The organism is Plantibacter sp. MCCC 1A11337 (genome assembly GCF_013349365.1).
Taxonomy (GTDB): Bacteria; Actinomycetota; Actinomycetes; order Actinomycetales; family Microbacteriaceae; genus Plantibacter; species Plantibacter flavus_A.
This window is the reverse complement of the sequence record NZ_JABJWX010000006.1, coordinates 68,242-91,344: the sequence shown is the minus strand read 5'-3', so window position 1 is coordinate 91,344 and position 23,103 is coordinate 68,242. Positions and strand designations below refer to the sequence as shown.

At 69.8% G+C, this 23,103-nt stretch carries 20 protein-coding genes; 6 read left to right on the top strand and 14 right to left on the bottom strand.

Going from position 1 to position 23,103, the window contains the following annotated elements:
- Window positions 1-896 (top strand): HNH endonuclease signature motif containing protein (locus HOW07_RS18525; RefSeq protein ID WP_175118209.1); only part of this gene is annotated, 896 nt, incomplete at its 5' end.
- A 117-nt stretch (window positions 897-1,013) separates the two neighbouring features.
- On the opposite strand, the gene HOW07_RS18520 is transcribed toward HOW07_RS18525, so the two are convergent.
- The 4 genes from HOW07_RS18520 to HOW07_RS18505 form a co-directional block, all read right to left on the bottom strand.
- Window positions 1,014-2,075: a hypothetical protein gene (locus HOW07_RS18520; protein ID WP_175118207.1), complete on the bottom strand. Its 1,062-nt coding sequence runs from the start codon at window positions 2,073-2,075 to the stop codon at window positions 1,014-1,016.
- On the bottom strand, window positions 2,072-3,244 hold the full coding sequence (locus tag HOW07_RS18515) for a sensor histidine kinase (protein WP_079002866.1): 1,173 nt from the start codon (window positions 3,242-3,244) through the stop codon (window positions 2,072-2,074). The genes HOW07_RS18520 and HOW07_RS18515 overlap by 4 nt, the downstream gene beginning before the upstream one ends.
- 67 nt (window positions 3,245-3,311) lie before the next feature.
- On the bottom strand, window positions 3,312-3,968 hold the full coding sequence (locus tag HOW07_RS18510) for a response regulator transcription factor (RefSeq protein ID WP_064294846.1): 657 nt from the start codon (window positions 3,966-3,968) through the stop codon (window positions 3,312-3,314).
- A gap of 77 nt (window positions 3,969-4,045) precedes the next feature.
- Window positions 4,046-5,350: a class I SAM-dependent RNA methyltransferase gene (locus tag HOW07_RS18505; protein WP_175118205.1), complete on the bottom strand. Its 1,305-nt coding sequence runs from the start codon at window positions 5,348-5,350 to the stop codon at window positions 4,046-4,048.
- A 62-nt stretch (window positions 5,351-5,412) separates the two neighbouring features.
- Between HOW07_RS18505 and HOW07_RS18500 the strand changes: the two genes are divergently transcribed.
- The 3 genes from HOW07_RS18500 (at window position 5,413) to HOW07_RS19915 (ending at window position 9,611) form a co-directional block, all read left to right on the top strand.
- Window positions 5,413-6,063, top strand: a complete 651-nt coding sequence (locus HOW07_RS18500) for a nucleoside triphosphate pyrophosphatase (protein WP_175118204.1) — start codon at window positions 5,413-5,415, stop codon at window positions 6,061-6,063.
- A gap of 95 nt (window positions 6,064-6,158) precedes the next feature.
- Window positions 6,159-7,919: a biotin carboxylase N-terminal domain-containing protein gene (locus HOW07_RS18495; RefSeq protein WP_121291919.1), complete on the top strand. Its 1,761-nt coding sequence runs from the start codon at window positions 6,159-6,161 to the stop codon at window positions 7,917-7,919.
- A gap of 54 nt (window positions 7,920-7,973) precedes the next feature.
- Window positions 7,974-9,611 carry a LuxR C-terminal-related transcriptional regulator gene (locus tag HOW07_RS19915; protein ID WP_175118202.1) on the top strand — a complete coding sequence of 546 codons (1,638 nt, stop codon included), beginning with the start codon at window positions 7,974-7,976 and terminating at the stop codon, window positions 9,609-9,611.
- A gap of 38 nt (window positions 9,612-9,649) precedes the next feature.
- Here HOW07_RS19915 and HOW07_RS18485 read toward each other — a convergent pair whose 3' ends face one another.
- Complete coding sequence (locus HOW07_RS18485; protein WP_079002871.1) at window positions 9,650-11,086, bottom strand: NAD(P)H-quinone dehydrogenase; 1,437 nt, start codon at window positions 11,084-11,086, stop codon at window positions 9,650-9,652.
- A gap of 128 nt (window positions 11,087-11,214) precedes the next feature.
- On the opposite strand from HOW07_RS18485, the gene HOW07_RS18480 reads away from it, so the two are divergent.
- Together HOW07_RS18480 and HOW07_RS18475 are read left to right on the top strand one after the other, a co-directional pair.
- Window positions 11,215-12,048: a purine-nucleoside phosphorylase gene (locus tag HOW07_RS18480; RefSeq protein ID WP_079002872.1), complete on the top strand. Its 834-nt coding sequence runs from the start codon at window positions 11,215-11,217 to the stop codon at window positions 12,046-12,048.
- A complete protein-coding gene (locus HOW07_RS18475; protein WP_175118200.1) occupies window positions 12,045-13,742 on the top strand; it encodes a phospho-sugar mutase in 1,698 nt (565 codons plus the stop codon). The genes HOW07_RS18480 and HOW07_RS18475 overlap by 4 nt, the downstream gene beginning before the upstream one ends.
- 58 nt (window positions 13,743-13,800) lie before the next feature.
- Here the strand turns inward: HOW07_RS18475 and HOW07_RS18470 are convergent, their stop codons facing one another.
- The 9 genes from HOW07_RS18470 to HOW07_RS18430 all read right to left on the bottom strand — a co-directional run bounded on the left by HOW07_RS18470 (window position 13,801) and on the right by HOW07_RS18430 (window position 22,931).
- Complete coding sequence (locus tag HOW07_RS18470) at window positions 13,801-14,073, bottom strand: PTS sugar transporter subunit IIB (protein WP_175118198.1); 273 nt, start codon at window positions 14,071-14,073, stop codon at window positions 13,801-13,803.
- Window positions 14,070-14,537, bottom strand: coding sequence for a PTS sugar transporter subunit IIA (locus tag HOW07_RS18465; protein ID WP_064294837.1), 468 nt, complete (start codon window positions 14,535-14,537; stop codon window positions 14,070-14,072). Before HOW07_RS18465 ends, HOW07_RS18470 begins: the two co-directional genes overlap by 4 nt.
- Before the next feature lie 120 nt (window positions 14,538-14,657).
- Complete coding sequence (locus HOW07_RS18460; RefSeq protein ID WP_064294836.1) at window positions 14,658-15,815, bottom strand: adenosine deaminase; 1,158 nt, start codon at window positions 15,813-15,815, stop codon at window positions 14,658-14,660.
- A 62-nt stretch (window positions 15,816-15,877) separates the two neighbouring features.
- Complete coding sequence (locus HOW07_RS18455; RefSeq protein WP_175118196.1) at window positions 15,878-17,170, bottom strand: thymidine phosphorylase; 1,293 nt, start codon at window positions 17,168-17,170, stop codon at window positions 15,878-15,880.
- On the bottom strand, window positions 17,167-17,586 hold the full coding sequence (locus tag HOW07_RS18450) for a cytidine deaminase (protein ID WP_064294834.1): 420 nt from the start codon (window positions 17,584-17,586) through the stop codon (window positions 17,167-17,169). Before HOW07_RS18450 ends, HOW07_RS18455 begins: the two co-directional genes overlap by 4 nt.
- A gap of 2 nt (window positions 17,587-17,588) precedes the next feature.
- Window positions 17,589-18,890: an ABC transporter permease gene (locus HOW07_RS18445; RefSeq protein WP_121291931.1), complete on the bottom strand. Its 1,302-nt coding sequence runs from the start codon at window positions 18,888-18,890 to the stop codon at window positions 17,589-17,591.
- Window positions 18,887-20,173: an ABC transporter permease gene (locus HOW07_RS18440; RefSeq protein ID WP_079002876.1), complete on the bottom strand. Its 1,287-nt coding sequence runs from the start codon at window positions 20,171-20,173 to the stop codon at window positions 18,887-18,889. The genes HOW07_RS18445 and HOW07_RS18440 overlap by 4 nt, the downstream gene beginning before the upstream one ends.
- Window positions 20,170-21,684 (bottom strand): ABC transporter ATP-binding protein, encoded by a 1,515-nt coding sequence (locus HOW07_RS18435; protein ID WP_064294832.1) that lies wholly within the window; start codon window positions 21,682-21,684, stop codon window positions 20,170-20,172. The genes HOW07_RS18440 and HOW07_RS18435 overlap by 4 nt, the downstream gene beginning before the upstream one ends.
- Window positions 21,685-21,824: 140 nt before the next feature.
- The gene (locus HOW07_RS18430) at window positions 21,825-22,931 is read right to left on the bottom strand and encodes a BMP family protein (protein ID WP_064294831.1); all 1,107 of its coding nucleotides are present in this window, start codon (window positions 22,929-22,931) and stop codon (window positions 21,825-21,827) included.
- Window positions 22,932-23,103 lie beyond the last annotated feature (172 nt).

The following is a 23,103-nucleotide window of genomic DNA, read 5'->3' as shown; positions in this document are numbered from 1 at the left end:
TCGACCAGCTCAGTGACGTGCCGACCGCGGGGCGGGCGGTGTTCCTCGCGGAAGTCCTGCCGGTCGCGGAACACTCCACCAATGCGTACCTCCGGAAGCGCGCCCGCGTTCTGCGCGAGCGCCTGCACCCGGAATCGATCACTGCGAGAGCGGTCCGGTCCGAGGCGGACCGCCGGGTCGAGTTCGAACCCGCCGCGGACGGCATGGCGTGGGTGCACCTGTTCACGACGGCACCCATTGCGCAGGGCATCCTCGAGCGCGTCGAAGCGGCCGCCGCGGAGTCACGTAAGGTCGGTGACAACCGCACCTGCGCCCAGCTGCAGGCGGACGCCCTCGCGGCGCTCGCGCTCACCGGCGTAACCCCGGAAGACGTGATGTCGAGCCCGGTCCTCCCGCACCCGATCGAGGTCCAGGAGCACATCAAACCGACCGTACAGATCACGGTCCCGGCGTTGAGCATGGCCGGTGCCTCAGAGGCCCCGGCAACCCTCGACGGCTACGGGCCCATCGACCCGGAGACCGCAGCACGTATCGCGGTGAACGCCCCCAGCTTCACCCGGATCCTCATTCAGCCAGAGACGGGTGCGATCCTCTCCGTCGGCCGCAACCAGTACCGCGTCCCGGCCGACCTGCAACGGGCGGTGCGCCTGCGGGACGGCACCTGTCGGGCACCTGGCTGCGGGAGACGTGCTCGGGCGTGCGACCTCGATCATTCGGTCGCGTGGGAGGACGGCGGGACGACGGATGTCGGCAATCTCTCCTGCCTGTGTCGACATCACCATCGGATGAAGCATCTCCCCGGATGGGACCTCGACCATGGTCCCGGCGGCGTCCTCGAGTGGACGACACCCGACGGGAAACACCACCGGACCGAACCGGACCCGGCACCGTTCTGAACCCGCCGACGAAGGGTTCCTCGTGGGCACTTCGACAAGCTCAGTGACCGGAGGAGGTGTGTCCGCGCCGTTTCGGTCCCTGAGCCTGTCGACGGGCGCTGCCCTCGTCGGAGCGGTTCAGTCCTCGTCGGACACGCCGACCGCACCCACGCCAGCACGGGAGCCGTCGCGCGGGATCTCGAGCCAGACGTCGAGTTCCTCGTCGTCGTCGTCCGGACCCGCAGCCACGCCCGGTTCCCGGTGCACCGCACGCAGGCCGACCACGGTCACCGCGACGCGTTCGTCGTCCGGGACGCTCCGCACGATGAGGCGCGTCGCGTGCGAGGCGGCGAGCGCTTCGGCGATCTGCTCGTGGATCGCGTCGAGGACGCCGGCGTCCAGCTCCTCGAGGCCACCTTCGTCCAGCATGTTCACGATCGCGCCGCGCCGCCGGGCCGCGAGCACCTCGGACCGGACCGGGTCGCTCAGGAGGTGGCGGCCACGGATCTCGTCGCGGAGACTGGCCTCGAGCGTCCGGCACTCCGTGCGATCGGCCACCGACAGCCTGCCGCCGTTGGCGATGATCGTACGGAGCATCGGGGTCGCCAGTCGGCCCGTCTGGCTGAGGCGTCGTCTCCGCTCGTGCACGTGCGCGTACTGCGCAGCCTGCCAGTCCGAGGTCGCATGCTCCGCCTGTGTCAGGCGCTCGGCGTCGTGCTGCGCCCCGGCGATCGATCGGGTGAGCACACTCGCGAGGACGACCCAGATCAGGCTGCCCGTGACACCCATCCCGAGCGCCAGTCCCGGACCCGCCCAGAGGAGCGACTGGACCGTGAGGAAGACGATCCCGATGTAGGCGACCGCCTCCCGCTGCCGGACCACGGTGATCGTCATCAGTGTTCCGATCGACGCGACGTGCCAGGTGGCGTAGCCGTTGTTCCGCGTGGGGTCGAGCTGGCTGGTGACGAGCAACGGGACGACGATCGCGGTCGCGAGGTTGATGCTCGCGAGCCACGACGGCATGCGCGTCGTGCCCATCGGCCAGAGGCTCAGGACGCTCGCGACGGCGTAGACGAGCATCGCGATGAGGACGGGGACGACGTCGCGGGGTGTCTCGAGCGTCAGCGCCGCGCGGAGCAGGTGGTAGGCCGAGAACAGCGCGGCGAGGATGACGAGGGCGTACCGCGGTGCCGGGGTCACGAGTCGTGCTCCGGTGACCACTCGATGCGGATCACGGCACCCTCACCCGGACGGGAGATCACCGTCGAGCGTCCGCCGACCGCGGCGACCCGCTCGACGATCGAGACCTTCAGCCCGAGCCGCTCCTCGGCGACCTGCTCGGGGCAGAACCCGACGCCGTCGTCGCCGACGATGACGCAGACGCCGCCGGAGACCGTGCCCTCGATGGACAGGCTCCGCGCCACTCCCGAACCCGCGTGCTCGACGCTGTTGACCATCGCCTGCACCGTCGCCCAGTAGACCGCGTTCGCGACCGTGACGGGCAGGACCCGGCCGGACGCCCCCTCGACCGTGACGGAGAACGGTTCACCGAGCATCGACGCGGCCGCACGCAGCCGTTCGATGAGTTCGGCGAGACCGGTGACCTCGTCCTCGTTCGTCATCGGCGCTCCGACACCCTCCAGCTGTTCGATCGCGACCCGCGCCATCATGACGGCGAGCGCCTCCGACTTCGGGGTCAGCGCCCGATCCGCGGCGAGCAGGGAGGCGAGGACGCTGTCGTGGACGATCGAATCGACCTCGACGCGCTCCACTTCCGTGGCGTGCTGCTTGACGGCCGCGTCGTAGGTGGCGAGGGCAGCCGCCCTTGCGATGTCGACCCGACCGGCCAGCACACGGAACAGCCCGACGAGGACGACGATGAGCCCTCCGATGATCGTCGCGTACGAAGCGTCGAGCGCACCGATCTCGAAGGACGCCGGCGCGAAGTCGGCGTCGATGACGCGGTTGACGCCGTACATGACCGAGGTCACGACGAGGTACACGATGGCCCCCCGCAACTGCAGCGGGATGCAGGCGAACGCGACGGCGATCGTGCAGAGGTACCAGATCCACGGTTCCTGGTTGATGTCCGCCGACGCCTGCGCGTTCACCGCCGGCCAGATGAGGAGGGCCACGAAGAACACGGCGGCGAAGACGCCGGAGGCGATGCGGTGGTGCCACAGGAAGAGGCAGCAGATGATGGCGCCGAACATCGTCCCGAAGACGAGCGAGACGTAGACCACGCCGAACCAGCCGGTGATCTGGACGCCCTGTCCGAGCGTGGTGAACGCGGTCTGCAGTCCGAAGACGAGTCCGATGATCGCGACCGACCGGCCGAGGAGGCGTTCGAAGTTCGCGGTGTTCAGCATCCGGCGCTGAACCTGGACATCTCTCGTGGTCGCGGGGATCGCGGGATGCCTGGTCGGTGCCCGGAAGCTAGGAGACATCCGTCCCGCCTTGATCGAGGCCGGGGAGGATCCCGTCCTCGACCGCTCGGCGCAGCAGGTCGACCTTCGTCGGTGCCGGACGCCCCACCTCGACGTACTTCACCCGGATGCGGTCGATGTGCTCTCGGGCCGTGGAGTAGGCGATGCCGAGCTGCATGGCGACGGTCTTCAGCGGCAGGCCGGACGCGTAGAGGTGCAGGACGTCGCGCTCGCGACGACCAAGCTGCGCTCGCGCGAAATCGCTGTCGGCGTCGATCGCACTCGCCCACTCGATGTTGTTCAGGGCCTCGCCACGGGCCACCGTGCCGATGGCGGCGATGACCGTGTCCGTCGGCGACGACTTGGGGATCACCCCGGACGCTCCGGCGGCCAGCGCCTCGCGCACCAGTGCGACCCGATCGGCGATCGAGTGGATGAGGACGTGTGCCCCCACAGCCTGCACCGCGTGGATGTTCGAGGTCGGCGTACTGCCGTCGGAGAGCGAGAGGTCGAGGACGACCACGTCGGGCACCACACCGTTCAACGCGGCGATGCACTCGACGGCGGTCGGGGCACTCGCCACGACCTGATACCCGGCGTGCGCACACACCGCTTCGATCCCGAGCCGCACGGACTCGTGATCATCAATGATTGCGACGGTCACCACGGCACCATCGTAGCGAGTGACGGACCCGCCGGGCGCGACGGCCGGATCGCGAGTCGCCTCCGTCGGCTCGGGCCCGCTCAAGCCGTCCGTGAGAAGCCCGCGACGGCCTCGAGGTGGTGCGTGTTGGGGAAGAGGTCGTAGGCCGCGAGGTGGTCGAGCTCGTAGCCCTGCTCCGCCAGGAGGGCGACGTCGCGGGACAGCGCGATGGGGTCGCAGGCGACGTAGACGATCGACGCGGGCCGCAGCTCGCCGAGCATGGCGACGATCTCCGCGCCGGCGCCCGAGCGGGGCGGGTCGAGCACGACGGTCGCGGTGGCGTACCGGGACCGCTCGATCCGACTGCCCGTCGCGATCTCCGACCGCAGGAAGGCGTCGACCTTCGCGGTGACGGCCTGTGCGCCCACCCACTCGGACAGGTTCTCGCCCGCGTACTCGGTGGCGCGTTCGTCACTCTCCACGGTCGTGATGCGGGTGGTCGCGCCGAAGCGGTCCCCCACGCCCGCGGCCAGGAGGCCGACGCCGCCGTAGAGGTCGAGGTTCGCGGCGCGCGGGTCGAAGCGTGCGTCGTCGATGGCCGCGGACACGGCCTGCTGGAGGGTCGTCGCAGCCTGACGGTGTACCTGCCAGAATCCGTTCGCGTCGACGATGAACTCGCGCTCGCCGACGAGCTCGCGGATCGGGTCTGCTGCGGGACGGACCGGCTTCGGTCCCCCGCGTCGACCGCGCCCGCCACCGCGTCGGCGGTCGCCGCCTCCGACCTCGTCCGTACGAGTCAGGACGCGGACCGCCCCGGTCGAGGAGGCGACGATGTCGATAGACGTGGTGCCGTCCGGCAACTCCTCGAGCTTGGCCGCTCCAGCGACCGCTTCGATCGCGAGCGGCAGGTCGTCGACGGGGACGACGTGGTGGGACCGCGAGGCGTAGGGACCGATGTTGCCGTGCTGGTCGACGTGCAGGGAGACCCGCGTCCGCCACCGGGTGCCGTCGGGCGTCTCGCCCTCGACCGCGGCGACCGTGAACTCGGGAGCGACTCCGGCGAACCGCTCGAGCCCCTCAGCGAGGACCTGGTGCTTCAACGCACGCTGGTGGGCGAGGTCGATGTGTCCGAACTCCGCTCCTCCCGCCCGCTCGCTCGGCTCGCGGTCGACGGAGGCCTCGGCCCAGACGTGCGGACGGCGGTGCTCGGACGGCGTGAGGACCTCCAGCGTCTCCGCCCGCCAGAAGCGCTTCTCGTTCTCGTCGACGATGCGTGCCCGCACGCGCTCGCCGGGGAGCGTGTCGGGGACGAAGACCACCCGGCCCTCGTGCCGGGCGACGAAGACACCCCCGTGGGCTACGTTGGTGATGTCCAGTTCCACGGTGCGTGCAGTCGTCGTGCTCATGCGTCGAGCATGTCACACGGGCGGCTGTGGGGAGTCCACCGTCCACTGCAGAAGGAACCGTCATGCGCCTCACGCTCGCCTCCACGTCACCGGCCAGACTCGCCCTGCTGCGGTCGAGTGGCATCGAGCCGATCGTCGTCCCGTCGTCGGTCGACGAGGAACGGGCCGTCGACGACGCGACCCTCGCCGCGGGTGCACCGCTCGCCCCCGACGAGGTGGTGGCACTCCTCGCCCGTGCGAAGGCGGAAGCCGCTCTGGCCGTCGTGCGCGAACGCGGCGAAGCGGCCGACCTCATCCTCGGCGGCGACTCGGTCTTCGTCCTCGACGGCGTCGTCCACGGCAAGCCCCACACACCCGAGCGCGCCCGCGAACGCTGGCACGCCCAGCGCGGGAGGACGGGGACCCTGTACTCCGGTCACTGGCTCATCGACTGCACCGGCGCCTCGCCGGTCGGGATCGGCGCGGTCGCAAGCGCCGAGGTGTCCTTCGCCGACGACCTCGACGACGCCGAGATCGACGCCTACGTCGCATCGGGGGAACCCCTCGCGGTCGCGGGTGCCTTCACGATCGACAGTCTGGGCGCCGCCTTCATCACCCGCATCGAGGGTGATCCGTCGACCGTCGTCGGCCTCTCGCTCCCGACCCTGCGGCGTCTCGTCCGCACGCTGGGACACGACTGGCACGAGCTGCGCAACCGGCGCGGCGCCCTCTGACGACCGGTCCTTGTAGAGGCGACACGTCGTTCCTGCGGCTTTTTTGTGCGTGTGAGCCAAAGGCTCACCCGGGCCTCCCGGTAGGCTCGTGGACTGTGCCACGTATAACCAAGGTCCTCATCGCCAACCGTGGCGAGATCGCCGTCCGCGTCATCCGAGCCGCGAAGGACAGCGGGATCGCCTCCGTCGCCGTCTACGCCGACCAGGATCGCGACGCCATGCACGCCCGTCTCGCCGACGAGGCCTACGCCCTCGACGGGACGACGAGCGCGGAGACGTACCTCGTCATCGACAAGCTCCTGTCCATCGCCCGACGGTCCGGCGCCGACGCCGTCCACCCGGGCTACGGCTTCCTCGCCGAGAACGCGGACTTCGCGCGTGCCGTCATGGCCGCAGGGCTCATCTGGATCGGCCCGTCGCCCGAGGCCATCGAACGGCTCGGCGACAAGGTCTCCGCCCGCCACGTGGCCGAGAAGGTGGGCGCTCCGCTGGCCCCCGGCACGCTCAACCCCGTATCGGGTGCCGAGGAGGTGCTCGACTTCGTCGACGTCCACGGCCTGCCCGTCGCCATCAAGGCGGCGTTCGGCGGCGGCGGTCGCGGCCTGAAGGTCGCCCGTGAGCGCGAGGAGGTCGCCGAGCTCTTCGAGTCGGCCACCCGCGAGGCCATCGCAGCGTTCGGCAGGGGCGAGTGCTTCGTCGAGAAGTACCTCGACCAGCCACGCCATGTCGAGACGCAGTGCCTCGCCGATGCGCACGGCAACGTGGTCGTCGTCTCCACCCGAGACTGCTCACTGCAGCGTCGCCACCAGAAACTCGTCGAAGAGGCACCGGCGCCCTTCCTCTCGGACGACCAGGTGGCGGAGCTCTACCGCGCGTCGAAGGCGATCCTCAAGGAGGTCGGCTACCTCGGTGCCGGCACCTGCGAGTTCCTCATCGGCAAGGACGGCACCGTCTCCTTCCTCGAGGTCAACACCCGCCTGCAGGTCGAGCACCCGGTCTCCGAGGAGGTCACCGGCATCGACCTCGTCCGCGAGCAGTTCCGTCTCGCCGAAGGCGGTGTCCTCGACTACGACGACCCGCAGCCGAGCGGCCACTCCTTCGAGTTCCGCATCAACGGCGAGGACCCGGGACGCGGCTTCCTCCCGCAGCCGGGCCCGATCCACGTGTTCAAGACCTTCGGCGGCCCCGGTGTCCGGCTCGACTCCGGTGTCACGGCCGGCGACACGATCTCAGGCGCGTTCGACTCGCTCCTCGGCAAGATCATCGTCACGGGACGTACCCGCGAGGAGGCGCTCGAACGGAGCCGTCGCGCACTCGACGAGTTCGAGGTAGCAGGCCTCCCCACCGTCATCCCCTTCCACCGCAAGATCGTCCGCGACCCCGCGTTCACCGCGGAGGACGGCACCTTCGGCGTCTACACCCGATGGATCGAGACGGAGTTCGTCAACGACATCGAGGCCTGGGACGGATCCATCGATGCGCAGCAGGCACCCGCTGCCCGCTCGACGGTGGTCGTCGAGGTCGGCGGCAAGCGTCTCGAGGTCAGCCTTCCGGGCGGACAGCTGGGACTGAACGTCGGTGCGCCGGTCGCCGCTCCCGCTCCGCACCGCCGCGGTGGTGCAGCGGTGGTCTCGGGTGCGACGGGCGACTCCGTCTCGGCGCCCATGCAGGCGACCATCGTGAAGCTCGCGGTCGCCGAGGGCGATGTCGTCGTGAAGGGCGACCTCGTCGTCGTCCTCGAGGCGATGAAGATGGAACAGCCCATCACGGCGCACAAGGACGGCACGGTCGGCGCGATCGACGCGACGGTCGGTGCCACGGTCTCGTCAGGTCACCAGCTCCTCACCATCAGCTGACCCGACCGGCGCCTTCGGGCGTCGCATCGGACCCGGCGACGATACGCTGAGCAGGTGTCAGCAGCCGACCTCCTCGAAGATGCGTTGGATCGTGTGGCGGACTTCGACGCCGCCGGTGCGATCGCACTGCTCGAGGCGGAGCCCGGCGCTGCGTCCGATCCCCGCGTCCTCGCCCTCCTGTCCTACGCCCGGTTCACCACCGCCGACTTCGCGGGTTGTCGCCGGGACGCGGTGGACGCGCTCGCCGCCTCGACGGACTCCGACCGGACGACCCGCCTGCTCGTGCTCGGAGCCGCCGGGCTGGCCCTCGGGTCGGACCGCTCGTCCGGCTCGGAGCTGGAGGGGTGCTTCGCGGAGGCGGACGCCCTCGTCGACGACGGCGGGGACCTCGAACCGACCCTCGCCTGGCTCGTCGGGTACCTGCTCGTCGAGGGTGCCGTCGTCAACGTCCTGATCCACGCCGCCCGGCGCTTCGCCGACGCGTTCGCCGACGACATCGCCGCCACCCCGGGGCGCTTGTACCGGACACTCGTCGACGGGGTCCTCGCCCGCCTCCTGCTCAACGAGGGACGCGTCGCCGAGGCCGAGGCCGCCGCGCTCGCGATGTTCGAGCGGGCCGGGAGCGGACCGACCGCGCTGTACGCGGAGGCCGTGCAGTGCCTCGTCGCCGGGAACCGTGCCGAGCAGGGGGCGACCAGGACGCTCGCGCGCCGCGTCCGTCAGGCCATCCCCGAACCCACGGGCGCCTTCCAGACGACGTGCTACCTCCTCGTCGGCTACGGTCTCGCAGCCCTCGCGGACGACCACGGCGCCGCGGCCCTCGCCCGCAGCGCTTCGGGGAACGACTTCAGCGGCCTGTCCGTCCAGGACCGGGCCCTCGCGATCGAACTGCTGGTCTCGAGCGCGTTCCTCGACCGCGACATCGTCGAATCGGAACGCCTCATCGACTTCATCGCCGCCGACGTCGACCGCAGGGTCCCCGGGCCGGCCATCCTCCGGATGCAGTGCAAGCTCGAACTCCTCCGTGGGCGCCCCGCCGAGGCGCTGGCGCTCGCGCGCACGGCGACCACCCGCGCGTTGGCCGACGGCCGCATGCTGGAAGCCGGGATCGGCGAGATCCTCGCGACGCGCGCCCTGATCGCCATGTCCGACCGGACGCAGGCCGTCCGCGAGTTGGCCGCACTCGCCGAGCAGGCGGTCCGCGGCGGACACACCGCCGCGACCCGCTCCGCCGCCCGGGAGCTGAAGGCGATCGGTCGACGTCTCGCGCCGGTCGCGGGATCCGGTTGGGACGGACTGTCGCCGCGCGAACGCGAGGTCGCCCTGCTCTCCGCGGAGGGCAACTCGACGGCGGAGATCGCGTCCGTCCTCCAGCTCTCCTCGCGTACGGTCGACGCGCACGTCACCCGGGTGCTCGCCGCGTTCGGGATCGTGTCCCGCCGCCAGCTCCCCTCACGGCTCCCGGCCACACTGCCGTTGACCGCCGTCCCCGTCCCGACCGCACCGCTCACGCCCCGACAGCGGGACCTCACCGAACTCGTCGCGGACGGACTGTCCAACGACGAGATCGCGACGGCCCTCGGCATCTCCCGCAAGACCGTCGAGAAGCATCTCAGCGCCGTCTTCCACGCCTGGGGCGTGCGCTCGCGGGTCGCCGTCGCGCGCATCGTGCTCGCGAACCGCGATCGGTGACGTCCAGCTCCTCGGCGATGGTTCGACGAGGACGACGTCTATTCGACGATGTGCATGGCGCGCGCCGCGTCGGTGATCGACCCGGTGAGTGACGGGTAGACCGTGAAGGCACGCGCGACCTGGTCGACGTTCAGCCGCTGCTCGACCGCGAGGGCGAGCGGGAAGATGAGCTCGCTGGCCTTCGGGGCGACGATGACCCCGCCGATGACCGTCCCGCTGCCGGTCCGCGCGAACAGCTTGACGAAGCCGTCCTTGATGCCCATCATCTTCGCGCGCGGGTTCTGGGCGAGCGGCAGCTTGTAGATCTCACCCTGGGCGATGCCGTCCTCGATCTGCTTCTGGGTCCAGCCCACGGTCGCGATCTCGGGCTGCGTGAAGATGTTCGCGGCGACGTTGCGGATCTCGGTCGGGTTCACCGCGTCGCCCATCGCGTGCAGCATCGAGGTGCGACCCTGCATCGACGCGACGGACGCGAGCGGCAGGAAGGTCGTGCAGTCACCGGCTGCGTAGATGTTGGGGACGCTCGTGCGCGCCACCCGGTTGACGCGGATGTGTCCGGAATCGGTCAGCTGCACGCCGGCCTCCTCGAGGCCGATCCCGGCGGTGTTGGGCACCGAACCGACCGCCATGAGACAGTGCGACCCCTCGACCGTGCGGCCGTCGGAGAGCGTGGCGACGACGCCGGTCTCGGTCCGGGTGACGGAGTCGGCCCGCGACTTCGACAGGACCGTCATGCCGTTGCGCTTGAAGACGTTCTCGATGACCGCCGCCGCATCGGCGTCCTCACCGGGCAGCACCTGGTCGCGGCTCGAGATGAGCGTGACCTTGGAGCCGAGCGCAGTGTAGGCGGAGGCGAACTCGGCGCCGGTGACGCCCGAGCCGACGACGATGAGGTGCTCGGGGACGGAGGTGAGGTTGTAGAGCTGCGTCCAGGTGAGGATGCGCTCGCCGTCCGGCAAGGCGGAGGGCAACTGGCGTGGGCTCGCGCCGACGGAGACGACGACGGTGTCGGCTTCGATGCGGTCGAAGTCGGTGCCGGCGGACAGGTCGGTCGAGACGATGACCTCATTCGGTCCGTCGAGCCGCCCCTGACCGTTGACGATGCGGACACCGGCACGGATGAGACTCGCCCGCATGTCCTCGGACTGCTGGCGGGCCAGTCCGAGCAGTCGCTTGTTGACGGCAGCGAGGTTCACCGCGACCTCGGGACGGCTGGGCTTGCCGGTGGTCTCCGAGCGGACGAAGAACTGCACACCGAGGTCGGCGGCCTCGCCGATGGCCCCGACGGCGTCGGCCGTGGCGATGAGGCTCTTGGACGGGACGACGTCGGTGATGACGGCCGCTCCGCCGACGCCCGAACGCTCCACGAGCGTGACGTCGGCCCCGAGCTGCGCCCCGGCGAGGGCAGCCTCGTACCCGCCGGGTCCGCCTCCGATGATCGCCACTCGCTGCTTGCGTTCGAACTCGTAGGCCATGCCTCCATTCTCGCGCGCCACCAGGGGCGGGACCAAACCCGTTCGGGCCTGCGGCGGCCGGGATCGTGCGCGGATGAGCGGGGTCGGCACGGTTGGGCGGCGGCCCCACCCCTGTCTAGAGTGAGAGGATGTCCGAAACCTCTGCGAATCCACTCGATCTGTCCGACGTCGATCCCTTCGAGATCGCCCGCGAAGCCGCCGGCCAGATCGCCGAGAAGACCGGCGTGGAACACCACGACATCGCGCTCACACTCGGCAGTGGCTGGGGCAAGGCGGCCGACCTGATCGGTGAGACGACGGCGACGATCCCGGCCTCGGAGATCGTCGGGTTCTCGAAGCCGGCGCTCGAGGGCCACGTGGGCACCCTGCGCTCGATCCTGCTCCCGAGCGGCAAGCGTGCGCTCGTCATCGGCGCCCGGACGCACTACTACGAGAACCACGGTGTCCGCCGCGTCGTGCACAGCGTCCGGACGGCTGCGGCTGCCGGTGCCCGCATCATGGTGCTGACGAACGGCGCCGGCGGCATCAAGGACCACTGGACGCCGGGGACGCCCGTGCTGATCAGCGACCACATCAACCTCACTGCCGACTCGCCGCTCGAAGGTGCGACCTTCATCGACCTCACCGACCTCTACGCCAAGCGGCTGCGGGACATCGCGCACAGCGTCGCTCCGGAGCTCGACGAAGGCGTCTACACGCAGTTCCGCGGTCCGCACTACGAGACCCCGGCCGAGGTCCAGATGGCGAAGGCGATCGGTGGTCACATCGTCGGCATGTCGACCGCGCTCGAGGCGATCGCCGCACGTCAGGCCGGCATGGAGGTCCTCGGGATGTCGCTCATCACGAACCTCGCCGCCGGCATCCAGCAGACACCGCTCAGCCATGCCGAGGTCATCGAGGCCGGCCAGGCGGCCGAGCCGGTGATCAGCAAGCTCCTCGCGCAGATCGTCGCGGCCCTGTGAGCGAGGCGACGAGCCTGCTCGCGACCGCCGAGGCCTGGCTCGCCCAGGATCCCGACGACGAGACCCGGGCCGAACTGGCAGGCCTCGTCGAACGCGCCCGCGTGTGCGACGACGTGGCTGTCGCAGAACTGCACGACCGCTTCGACACCCGTCTGCAGTTCGGCACGGCCGGGCTCCGCGGACGCATCGAGGCCGGTTCCAACCGGATGAACCGGGTCCTCGTGTCGCAGGCCGCGGCCGGACTCGCCGCCTACCTGCTCGAGCAGGCACCGGAAGGCGTGACGCCGAGCGTCGTCATCGGCTACGACGGCCGGAAGAACTCCGCCGTGTTCGCCGGCGACACCGCCGAGCTGATGGCCGGTGCCGGTGTCCGTGCCATCCTGCTGCCACGGCTCCTGCCGACGCCCGTCCTCGCGTTCGCCGTGCGGTTCTTCGACGCCTCGGCCGGCGTCATGGTGACCGCGAGTCACAATCCGCCCGCCGACAACGGCTACAAGGTGTACCTGGGCGGCGAGCACCACGGGTCCCAGATCGTCTCCCCCGCCGACGCGGCCATCGCCGCCCACATCGGGCGCATCGCCGAGACGGCGCTCGTCCAGGACCTCCCGCGCAGCGACGGGTTCGAGATCGCGGGCGAGGACGTCGTCGACGCCTATGTCGCCGAGACCGCAGCCGTCGCTCCCGCCCCGGCGGGCGGCCAGCTGCGCGTCGTCTATACGGCCATGCACGGCGTGGGTTGGGAGACGACCCGACGCGTCCTCGAGACCGCCGGGTATCCGGCACCGGAACTCGTCGCCGAGCAGATCGATCCCGATCCCACCTTCCGGACCGTCAGCTTCCCGAACCCGGAGGAGCCGGGCGCACTCGACCTGTCCTTCGCGACGGCGCGAGCAGTCGGCGCAGACCTCATCATCGCCAACGACCCCGATGCCGACCGCCTGGCGATCGCGATCCCCGACGACGCGGCGGGGTTCCGTCGACTCACCGGCAACGAGGTCGGTCTCCTCCTCGGCTGGCGGGCCGCCCAGGCCGCCAGTGCCGCACTCGACGGCGATGCGGCTCCCGAGGGCACGCTCGCGTGCTCGATCGTCTCCTCCCCCGCCCTGCGCCTCGTCGCCGAGGCGCACGGCCTCGAGTTCCGCGAGACGCTCACCGGGTTCAAGTGGATCTCCCGGACGCCGGGCATGCTCTTCGGTTTCGAGGAGGCCCTCGGCTACCTCGTGAACCCCGGGACCGTGCGCGACAAGGACGGCATCTCGGCCGCCGTCGCGTTCCTCGGTCTCGCGACGGCGTCGGCGCAGGCGGGCGAGAGCGTCGCGGGGCTCCTCGACCGGTTCGCGGACACCTTCGGCTCCTTCGGCAGCGACCAGATCTCCATCCGCTACACCGAACTCAGCCGCATCGGCGAGGTCATGGCCGGGCTGCGGGCGCTCCCGCCGACGGAGCTCGCGGGAGCTCGGGTGACCCGGATCGACGACCTCGCCGACGGGTTCGAGGCGCTCCCGCCGAGCGACGTCCTGCGCGTCTGGCTCGACGACGGCACCAGGGTCATGATCCGGCCGAGCGGCACGGAGCCGAAGCTCAAGGTGTACGTCGACGTCCAGTCCGCCGACGGCGACGCCGCCGAGCGGGCGGCCACGGTCACCGCACGGCTCGCCGCTCTGCGGACGGACCTCACGGCGCTCGTCTCCTAGCCCCTCGACGGGCTCGGCGCCCGGTGGTATGCGGCCCGGAGACCGGGGCGCACACCACTCAGCCGATGGCGCGTTCGAGCTTCTCGGTGAGTTCGGCGAGGTCGAAGTAGTTGTCGATGACGACGACGTCGGCGAAGGTCTTGCCGATGCGCTCGACGAGCTCCGGCGAGGTCAGGATCACCTGGGCGTCGGCCGCGGTGGTGCCGAGGCTCTCGATGTCGCCGGCGACGACGTCGGCCTCGAGGTCGACGCGTTCGAGCGCGCGTTCGGCGTTGAGCTTGAGGATGGCCGAGGAGCCGACTCCCGAACCGCAGACGGCGACGATCTTCATGCCTGGCCTCCGCCGGACAGCGGCGACGCACCGAACACGGCTCGCACCTCGTCGAGCGTCGTGGCCGCAGCGAGCCGCGGGATGGCGGTCTCGTCGTTGAAGACGTTGGCGATCTCCGCCACCCAACCCACGTGTGACTCAGCGGTGGTGACCGCGAGGCCGAGGACCACCGAGACGGGGTCGTTGTGGGGGTGGCCGAACCGCACCGGAGCAGCGAGGGTCGCGACGACGAGGGCGTCCTCGTGGACGTCGGCACCCGGTCGGGCGTGCGCGAGCGCCAGGCCCGGCGCGATCACGACGTACGCGCCGAACTCCTCGACGACGTCGATCATCCGTTGCGTGTACGCGACGTCGGTCGCGCGGGTGTCGGACAGCAGCGCTCCGGCTACGCGGATCGCCTCGCGCCAGTCGTCGGCATCGACGTGGAGCGCGACGCTGGCTTCGGACAGTTCTGGGAGTGGCATCGCTTCAATCAGAGGATCGGTCGACCCGAGTGGATCGGAACCATCGTAACGCTCCGAGGCTGGAAGCCTGCCGCGCAGGTGCCGCCCAGGCGGTCGCCGGAACAGCACCTGCCGACATCGTCAGTCCTCGTCGTCGTCGAGGAACTCGTCGAACGCCTCCGAGATGCGGTCCGCCAAGGCCTCGCGGATCTCCAACGGCTGGAACGTCGCGGCGGCGGCGTTCAGCTGGAAGGTCTCCAGGTCGGTCAGGTCGTAGTCGAACGCCTCGGAGAGGAGCGCGAGCTCCTTCGTCAGGCTCGTGTCGCTCATGGTGCGGTTGTCGACGTTGACCGTGACGGCGAAGTCGAGCTGGTAGAGCAGGTCGAACGGGTGGTCCTCGAGCTCCTCGCCCCAGGCCGCGATGGCTCCGGTCTGCAGGTTCGACTGCGGGCTGAGCTCCAAGGGGATCTTGCGGTCGCGGACCCACTCCGCGACGGGACCGAGCGTGGCGTAGAGGGACTCGGCGTCGTCGCGCTCGATGAAGATGTCCTCGGCGATGCGGACACCGTGGCCGAGTCGCAACGCACGGCCGTCGAGCAGGGCGCTCCGGATCGACTCGATGCCGTCGGCCTCCCCCGCGTGGACGGTCACGGGGAACAGCTCGGCCGCCAGGTAGTCGAACGCCAGGCGGTGCTTGCTGGCGGGGAAACCCGCCTCGGCGCCGGCGATGTCGAACCCGACCACGCCGCGCTCGCGATGGCGCACGGCGAGCTCCGCGATCTCGAGCGCGCGGTCGGCGTGCCGCATGGCCGTGACGAGCTGGCCGATCTGGATGTCGGAGCCGGAGTGGGCCGCGTCCTTGACACCGAGCTCGATACCCTCCTGGACGGCCTCGACGACCGCGTCGAGGCTGAGGCCGCGGGTGAGGTGCTGCTCGGGAGCCCAGCGCACCTCGCCGTAGATGACGCCGTCCGCAGCGAGGTCCTGGACGAACTCGCGCGCGATGCGGACGAGCCCCTCCTCCGTCTGCATGACCGCGGTGCTGAGGTCGAAGGTCTTGAGGTACTCGACGAGCGAGCCGGCGTTGCACTGCGTGTAGAACCAGTCGGCCAGGCCGTCGGGGTCCGACACGGGGACGTCGACACCGATTGCCTCGGCCAGCTCGATGATCGTGGCCGGCCGCACACCACCGTCGAGGTGGTCGTGGAGCGAGATCTTCGGGAGCGCGCGGAGGTCGACGCCGGAGAGGGGGGATTCGTCTGCAGAGGTCACGGGGTTCACTGTACCGCTCACGCGCATCCTGCGACATGGCTCAGTCCGTCGCCTCGAGGACCGGGCGACGGACTGAGCGTCTGCGGCTGTCAGGCCTCGATGCGGGCCCGGACGATGGGGCCGCGCGGTGGCGCGGTGTCCTCGATCGTGTAGGCACCCTCGAGAGCCTCGAGCGCCCGCGGGAAGCGGGCGGCGTCGTCGGCGCTCAGCGTGAAGAGCGGCTGTCCGGCCCGGACCTCGTCACCCGGCTTCGCGTGCAGGTCGATGCCCGCCGCGTGGATGACCGGGTCCTGCTGCCTGGCCCGACCGGCACCGAGGCGCCAGGCCGCGATGCCGAACGGCAGTGCCTCCTGCGTCGCCAGCACGCCGTCGCGCGACGCCGTGACGACGTGCGTCTCCTTGGCGACCGGCAGCGGTGCGTCCGGGTCGCCGTCCTGTGCGCGGATCATGCGCTTCCAGACGTCCATGGCCCGACCGTCCGCGAGGGCGCCCTCGACGTCCGCGTCCGGCTGCCCGGCGAGGGTCAGCATCTCCCGCGCGAGGGCGAGCGTCAGCTCGACGACGTCCGCCGGACCACCACCCGCCAGGACCTCGACGGACTCGCGCACCTCGTTCGCGTTGCCGATCGCGAGGCCGAGCGGGACGTTCATGTCCGTCAACAGCGCGGTCGTCGCCACACCGGCGTCCGTCCCGAGCGCGACCATCGTGCGCGCCAGTTCCTCGGCGCGCTCGTAGTCCTGCATGAAGGCGCCGGAGCCGAACTTGACGTCGAGGACGAGCGCCCCGGTGCCTTCGGCGATCTTCTTCGACATGATGCTCGACGCGATGAGCGGGATCGCCTCGACCGTGCCCGTCGTGTCGCGCAGGGCGTACAGGCGCTTGTCCGCCGGGGCGAGACCGGAACCGGCGGCGCAGATGACCGCGCCGACGTCCGCCAGCTGCGCCATCATCTCGTCGTTCGTCAGCGCCGCGCGCCATCCCGGGATGCTCTCGAGCTTGTCGAGCGTCCCACCCGTGTGCCCGAGCCCGCGGCCCGACAGCTGCGGCACCGCGACGCCGAACACGGCGACGAGCGGGGCGAGCGGCAGGGTGATCTTGTCGCCCACGCCGCCGGTCGAGTGCTTGTCCGAGGTCGGCTTGTCGAGCGACGCGAAGCTCATCCGCTCACCGCTCGCGATCATCGCCATCGTGAGGTCGCGGATCTCGCGCCGCTCCATGCCGTTCAGCAGGATCGCCATCGCCAGCGCCGACATCTGCTCGTCGGCGACGTAGCCCCGGGTGAAGGCGTCGATCAGCCAGTCGACCTCCGGCGTCGACAGCTCACCGCGGTCGCGCTTCGTGCGGATGAGGTCGACGACGTCGAATGCTTCTACGGAACTCATGCGTGGTACTCCTCGAGTTGACGTGGTCCGAAAGCGTCCGGCAGGACCTCGTCGATGGTGCGGATGCCGGAGACGGTGTCGAGCAGCATGCCCGCCGTCGAGTGTTCGTACAGCAGCTGTCGGCAACGGCCGCACGGCATGAGGCGTTCGCCCTTGCCGTCGACGCAGGCGAACGCCACGAGGCGTCCTCCGCCCGACATGTGGAGCGCGGAGACGAGCGCGCACTCGGCGCACAGCGTCAGACCGTAGCTGGCGTTCTCGACGTTGCAGCCGGAGATGATCCGGCCGTCGTCCACGAGGGCAGCCGCGCCGACCGGGAAACGGCTGTAGGGCACGTAGGCGTGACCCATCGCCTCCCGGGCCGCGGTGTGCAGCGCCTCCCAGTCGACGGGTGGCGTGGTCGTCGTGTCGCTCACGGTCAGCCCTTCACGTAGGGCTTGCCGGCGGCCGCCGGTCCGCGGGAGATGCCGACGAGTCCGGCGACCGCGAAGATCGTCACGACGTACGGCAGCATGAGCATGAACGCGCTCGGCACCGGGGAGCCGATGGCGCTCAGCGCGAACTGGAGGTTCTGCGTGAAGCCGAACAGCAGCGCGGCGAGGGTCGCCTTGAGCGGGTCCCAGCGTCCGAAGATGACCGCCGCGAGTGCGATGTAGCCGGCACCCGCCGTCATCTCCTTGTTGAACGCACCGACCGAGCCCAGGGTGAAGTAGGCCCCACCGAGGCCGACGATCGCGCCCGCGAGCGCGACGTTCCAGAAGCGCGTCCGGTTCACGTTGATGCCCACGGTGTCGGCCGCCTGCGGGTGCTCCCCCACGGCGCGCAGGCGGAGGCCCCAGCGCGTGTAGAACAGGCAGAAGAACACCACGGCCACGGCGATGTACATCAGGTAGATGATGATCGTCTGGCGGAACAGCACGGGTCCGATGAGCGGGATCTCGCTGAGGATCGGGATGTTGATCCGGGGGAACTTCGGCGGGCTGTTGAAGAGCGCCTCGTTCTTCGTGAGCACCTGCGAGTACAGGAAGCTCGTCAAGCCGACGACGAGGACGTTGAGCACGACACCGACGATGACCTGGTCGACGAGGTACTTGATCGAGAACGCCGCGAGCAGGAAGCTCACGAGCGTCCCGGCGATCATCGCCGCGACGAGCCCGAGGAAGGCGTTCCCCGTCACCGAGGCGACGAAGGCGGACGAGAACGCGCCGGCGAGCAGCTGTCCCTCGATCGCGATGTTCACGACGCCGACCCGCTCGGAGATGACGCCGCCGAGCGCGCCGAAGATGAGCGGGACGCTCAGCGCGACCGTGCCGAGCAGGAGCCCGGTGATCGGGATCGCCTTGCCCGCGGCGGCCCACGACAGGAACCCGACCATGAACAGCACCCCGAACACGGTGATGAGCCAGAGCGGGATCTTCTTGCCCGTGGTGACGAGGTACGCGCTCAGCGCCGCGGTGGCGGCCAGGAGGATCGTGACGACGATGCCGGTGGCCGTGGACGGGAGCACGACCGTCGGCAGTTGGATGACGTCGCCGTCACTGGAGAGCCGGAACGTGCTGTTGCCGTCGCGGTGCCAGATGACGAACAACAGGAACGCGATGACGGTGAAGATCCCGAACGCGATCGGAGCCTTCCAGCTGCGGACGACGACCGTCTCGAGGACGATCGGGGCGTCGGGAGCCGGCTGCGGCGTCTGCTTGTCGAGCGTGAATCCACTCATGCGGACACCTCCTTCTTGGCGGAGCGACGCGTTCGGCGCGTCGAACCGTCGGGCTTCGGCAGGAAGAAGATCGCCCGCACGAGCGGCGGAGCCGCGATGAACAGCACGATGAGCGCCTGGAGGACGAGCACGATGTCGATCGGCACGTTCACGCCCTGGGTGGCCTGCATGGAGTACCCGCCGGCCTTGAGCGCACCGAACAGGATGCCGGCGATGAGGATGCCGCCCGGCCGGCTGCGTCCGAGCAGCGCGACGGTGATGGCGTCGAAGCCGATGCCGGCGTCGATGCCGTTGTCGAACCCGGAGGTCACCGTTCCGAGCACCTGCGAGACGCCGGCGAGACCGATCAGTCCGCCGGAGAGCAGCATGGCGTACACGTAGGTGTTCTTCACGTCGATACCCGCGACGCGCGCGGCGTTCGGGTTCTCTCCGACCGCTCGGAAGCGGAACCCGATCGACGACCGGCTGAACAACCACCACACGAACACGACCGCGAGGATCGCGATGAGGAAGCCGGCGTGCAGGTTGTAGCGGTCACCGAGGAGCTTCGGCAACACCGCGTTCGGTGCCATCGCAGCACTCTTCGGCACATTCGAGCCGGGAGCCTGCAACAGCCCCTGCGTGGAGAGCATGAAGGTGATGAGGTAGAACGCGACGTAGTTGAGCATGATCGTGATGATCACCTCGTGCGCACCGGTGCGGGCCTTCAGGACACCGACGATGCCGCCCCAGAACGCGCCACCGATGATGCCGGCGGCGATCGCGACGAGCAGGTGCACCACGGGCGGGAGGTCGAGCGTGAAGCCGACCCATCCGGCGCAGGCGGCGGCGATGAGCATCTGACCACGCCCACCGATGTTGAACATGCCGACCCGGAACGCCAGGCCGACACCGAGTCCGGCGAGGATCAGCGGGGTCGCGAAGGTCAGCGTCTCCGTCAGCGGGCGGATGCCGTTCAGGAAGTCCGGGCGCTTGAAGTTGTAGATCGACCCCTGGAAGAGCGCGCCGTACGCACCGGTCGCCGACTGCCAGACCGCCGCGATGGTGTCACCCGGGCGCGCGAAGAAGTACCCGGCGGCGGTGTGGACCTTCGGATCGGTCAGCGCGATGAGGATCGCACCGACGACCATCGCCAGGACGACGGCGAGGATCGAGATGACGATGCTCGAGTTGAGGATCTCGGCGAGCACCTTGTTCGAGCGCGGCTGGGTCGTGTCGGGCTTCGCCTCACCCGGTGCCACCGGCTGGACCGTTCCGGGCGGGGTGTGGGACGTCTCGCTCATGCTGCTGCTCCTGCCGGGAGTTCGCCGGCCATCATGAGGCCGAGGACCTCTCTGGGGGTCGATGCCGGGACGATCCCAACGATGCCGCCGCGGTACATGACGGCGATGCGGTCGGCGAGCGCGACGACCTCGTCGAGCTCGGTCGACACGACGATGACGGGGATGCCTGCGTCGCGCGTGGCGACGATGCGCTTGTGCACGAACTCGATCGAGCCGACGTCGATGCCGCGGGTCGGCTGTGCGGCGACGAACAGTCGCAGCTCACGGCTGAGCTCACGGGCGAGGACGACCTTCTGCTGGTTGCCACCGGACAGGGAGCCTGCCGGCGATTCGATGCCCTGCGACCGGACGTCGAACTCCTGCGACTTCTCGCGGGCGAACTCGTCGCGGAACCCCCGCTGGACGTTGCCGCCCTTCACGAAGGGCGCACCGGTCGATCGGTCCAGCATGAGGTTCTCGGCGATGGTGAACTGTTTGACGAGCCCGTCCTCGGACCGGTCCTCGGGCACGAACCCGACGCCGGCGTCGAGCACCTTCCGTGGGGTGGACCCGACGAGTTCGACGCCGTCGAGCTTGATGCTGCCCTTGGTGTGCGGCTGCAGCCCGAGGATCGCCTCGGTGAGCTCGGTCTGTCCGTTGCCCTGCACGCCGGCGATGGCGAGCACCTCGCCCTCGCGCACCTCGAAGCTGACGCCGTTGACGACGAGCTGGCCGAGGTGGTCGACGACGGACAGGTCCTGCACGGTGAAGGTGGTGTCGCCGAGGTTCGGCGCCTCCTTGTGGACCGTGAGTTCGACGGGACGCCCGACCATGAGGGACGCCAGCTCGGCGTTCGTCGCGGTGGGCGAGGCCTCGCCGACGACCTTGCCGAGGCGGATGACGGTGATGCGGTCGGCGACTTCGCGGACCTCGCGCAGCTTGTGGGTGATGAAGACGATGGACGTCCCCTCCTCCTTGAGCTGCTTCATGATCGCCATGAGCTCGTCCGTCTCCTGCGGCGTGAGCACGGCGGTGGGCTCGTCGAAGACGAGGACGTTGGCGTTGCGGGACAGCGCCTTGACGATCTCGACGCGCTGCTGCACCCCGACCGGGAGGTCGCCGACGATGGCGTCCGGATCGAGGCTGAAGCCGAACCGCTCGGAGATGTCGATGACGAGCTTGCGGGCCGCGGCAACGTCGAGGCGGCCACCGCCCTTGGTCTGCTCGTGGCCGAGCATGACGTTCTCGGCGACGGTGAAGACGGGGATGAGCATGAAGTGCTGGTGCACCATGCCGATGCCTGCGCCCATGGCGTCGCCAGGGCCCTGGAAGTGCTGGACGACGTCGTCCAGGAGGATCTCGCCCTCGTCGGCCTGATACAGGCCGTACAGGACGTTCATGAGGGTGGACTTGCCGGCACCGTTCTCGCCGAGGAGACAGTGGATCTCCCCCGGTTCGACGGTGAGGTCGATGTGGTCGTTGGCGGTGAGTGCGCCGAACCGTTTGGTGATGCCGCGGAGCTCGAGCTTCATGGGTCCCAATCTAGTCACGTGTCGGATGTCGGCACAGGCGGTCGGGATCGCCGTCCGACCGTGCCGCGGACAAAGCGAGGGGAGGTCGCGGATCGCGACCTCCCCCCGGAGTCCCGGGCGATGGCCCGGGTGAAGAGGGACTACTTGACGGGCGAGGAGACCGAGGTCGCCTTGATGGAACCGTCGATGATCCCCTGCTTGATCGTGTCGAGTTCGTCGGCCAGGGTCGGCGAGACCTTGGACTCGAAGTCGTGGAACGGCGCGATGCCGACGCCCTCGTTCTCGAGGGTGCCGATGTACGCGGCGGCGTCGAACTTGCCGCCACCCGCCTCGGTCACGACGTCGCCGACGCCGGCCTTCATGTCCTTCAGGACGGAGGTGAGGAAGAGGTTGCCGGTGTCCGCGTTCGTGACGAACAGGTCGGCGTCGACACCGACCATCGCGATGTCCTTGCCGGTCTCCTGGATCTCGGCGATCGCGCTCAGGAAGATCGGGCCACCGACGGGCATGAGCACATCGGCGTTCTGGTCGATGAGCGTGCGGGCGAGCTGCTTCGCGGTGTCGTTGGCCTCGAAGCCACCGGTGAACGAACCGGTCTGAGCGGCGACGTCCCAACCGACGACCTGGACGCTCTTGCCCTTCTGCTCGTTGTAGTACGCGACGCCCTCGGCGAAGCCGTCCATGAAGATCTGGACGGACGGGAAGGGCTGGCCGCCGAAGGTGCCGACGACGCCGGTCTTCGAGTAGTCGGCCGCTGCGTAGCCGGCGAGGAAGGCGGCCTGGACGGTGTCGAACAGGATCGGCTTGATGTTCGGGGCGTCGACCTTGCCGTCGAAGTCGTTGTCGGCGGCGTCGTCGATGATCGCGTAGTCGATGTCGGGGTTCGCGAGTGCGGCCGTGACGGTGTCGGCGGAGAGGGCGAAGCCGACGCTGACGATGAGCGAGCAGCCCTGATCGGCCAGGCTCTGCAGGTTCGGCTTGTAGTCGTCGGCCTTGTCGGACTGGACGGTGATGGGCTCGACGCCGAGCTCCTTCGCCGCCTCGGTCAGACCCTCGTAGCCGAGCTGGTTGAACGACTTGTCGGTGAAGCCACCGGCGTCGGAGACCATGCACGGGAGGAAGTCGGATGCGGCACCGGTCGAGTCGCCGTCGCCGGTGCTGGGAGCCGATGCGCAGCCGGCGAGCAGTGCCATGAGACCGACGCCGGCGATTGCGCCCGCAGCGGCCTTCCGAGTTGAGATTGCCAAGGTAGCCTCCAAGATGCAGCCCCGCGGGTCACGGGGCGTATGGGGTTACGTTACCCAATGCGACGACTGCCGGACGGACGATCCCGGCTTCGCGACCGAAGCGTTACAGAACGGTGGCACCGGCGTCATCCGCCGGAAACACGGCGATGCGCAGACGCGCATCACCGGACCG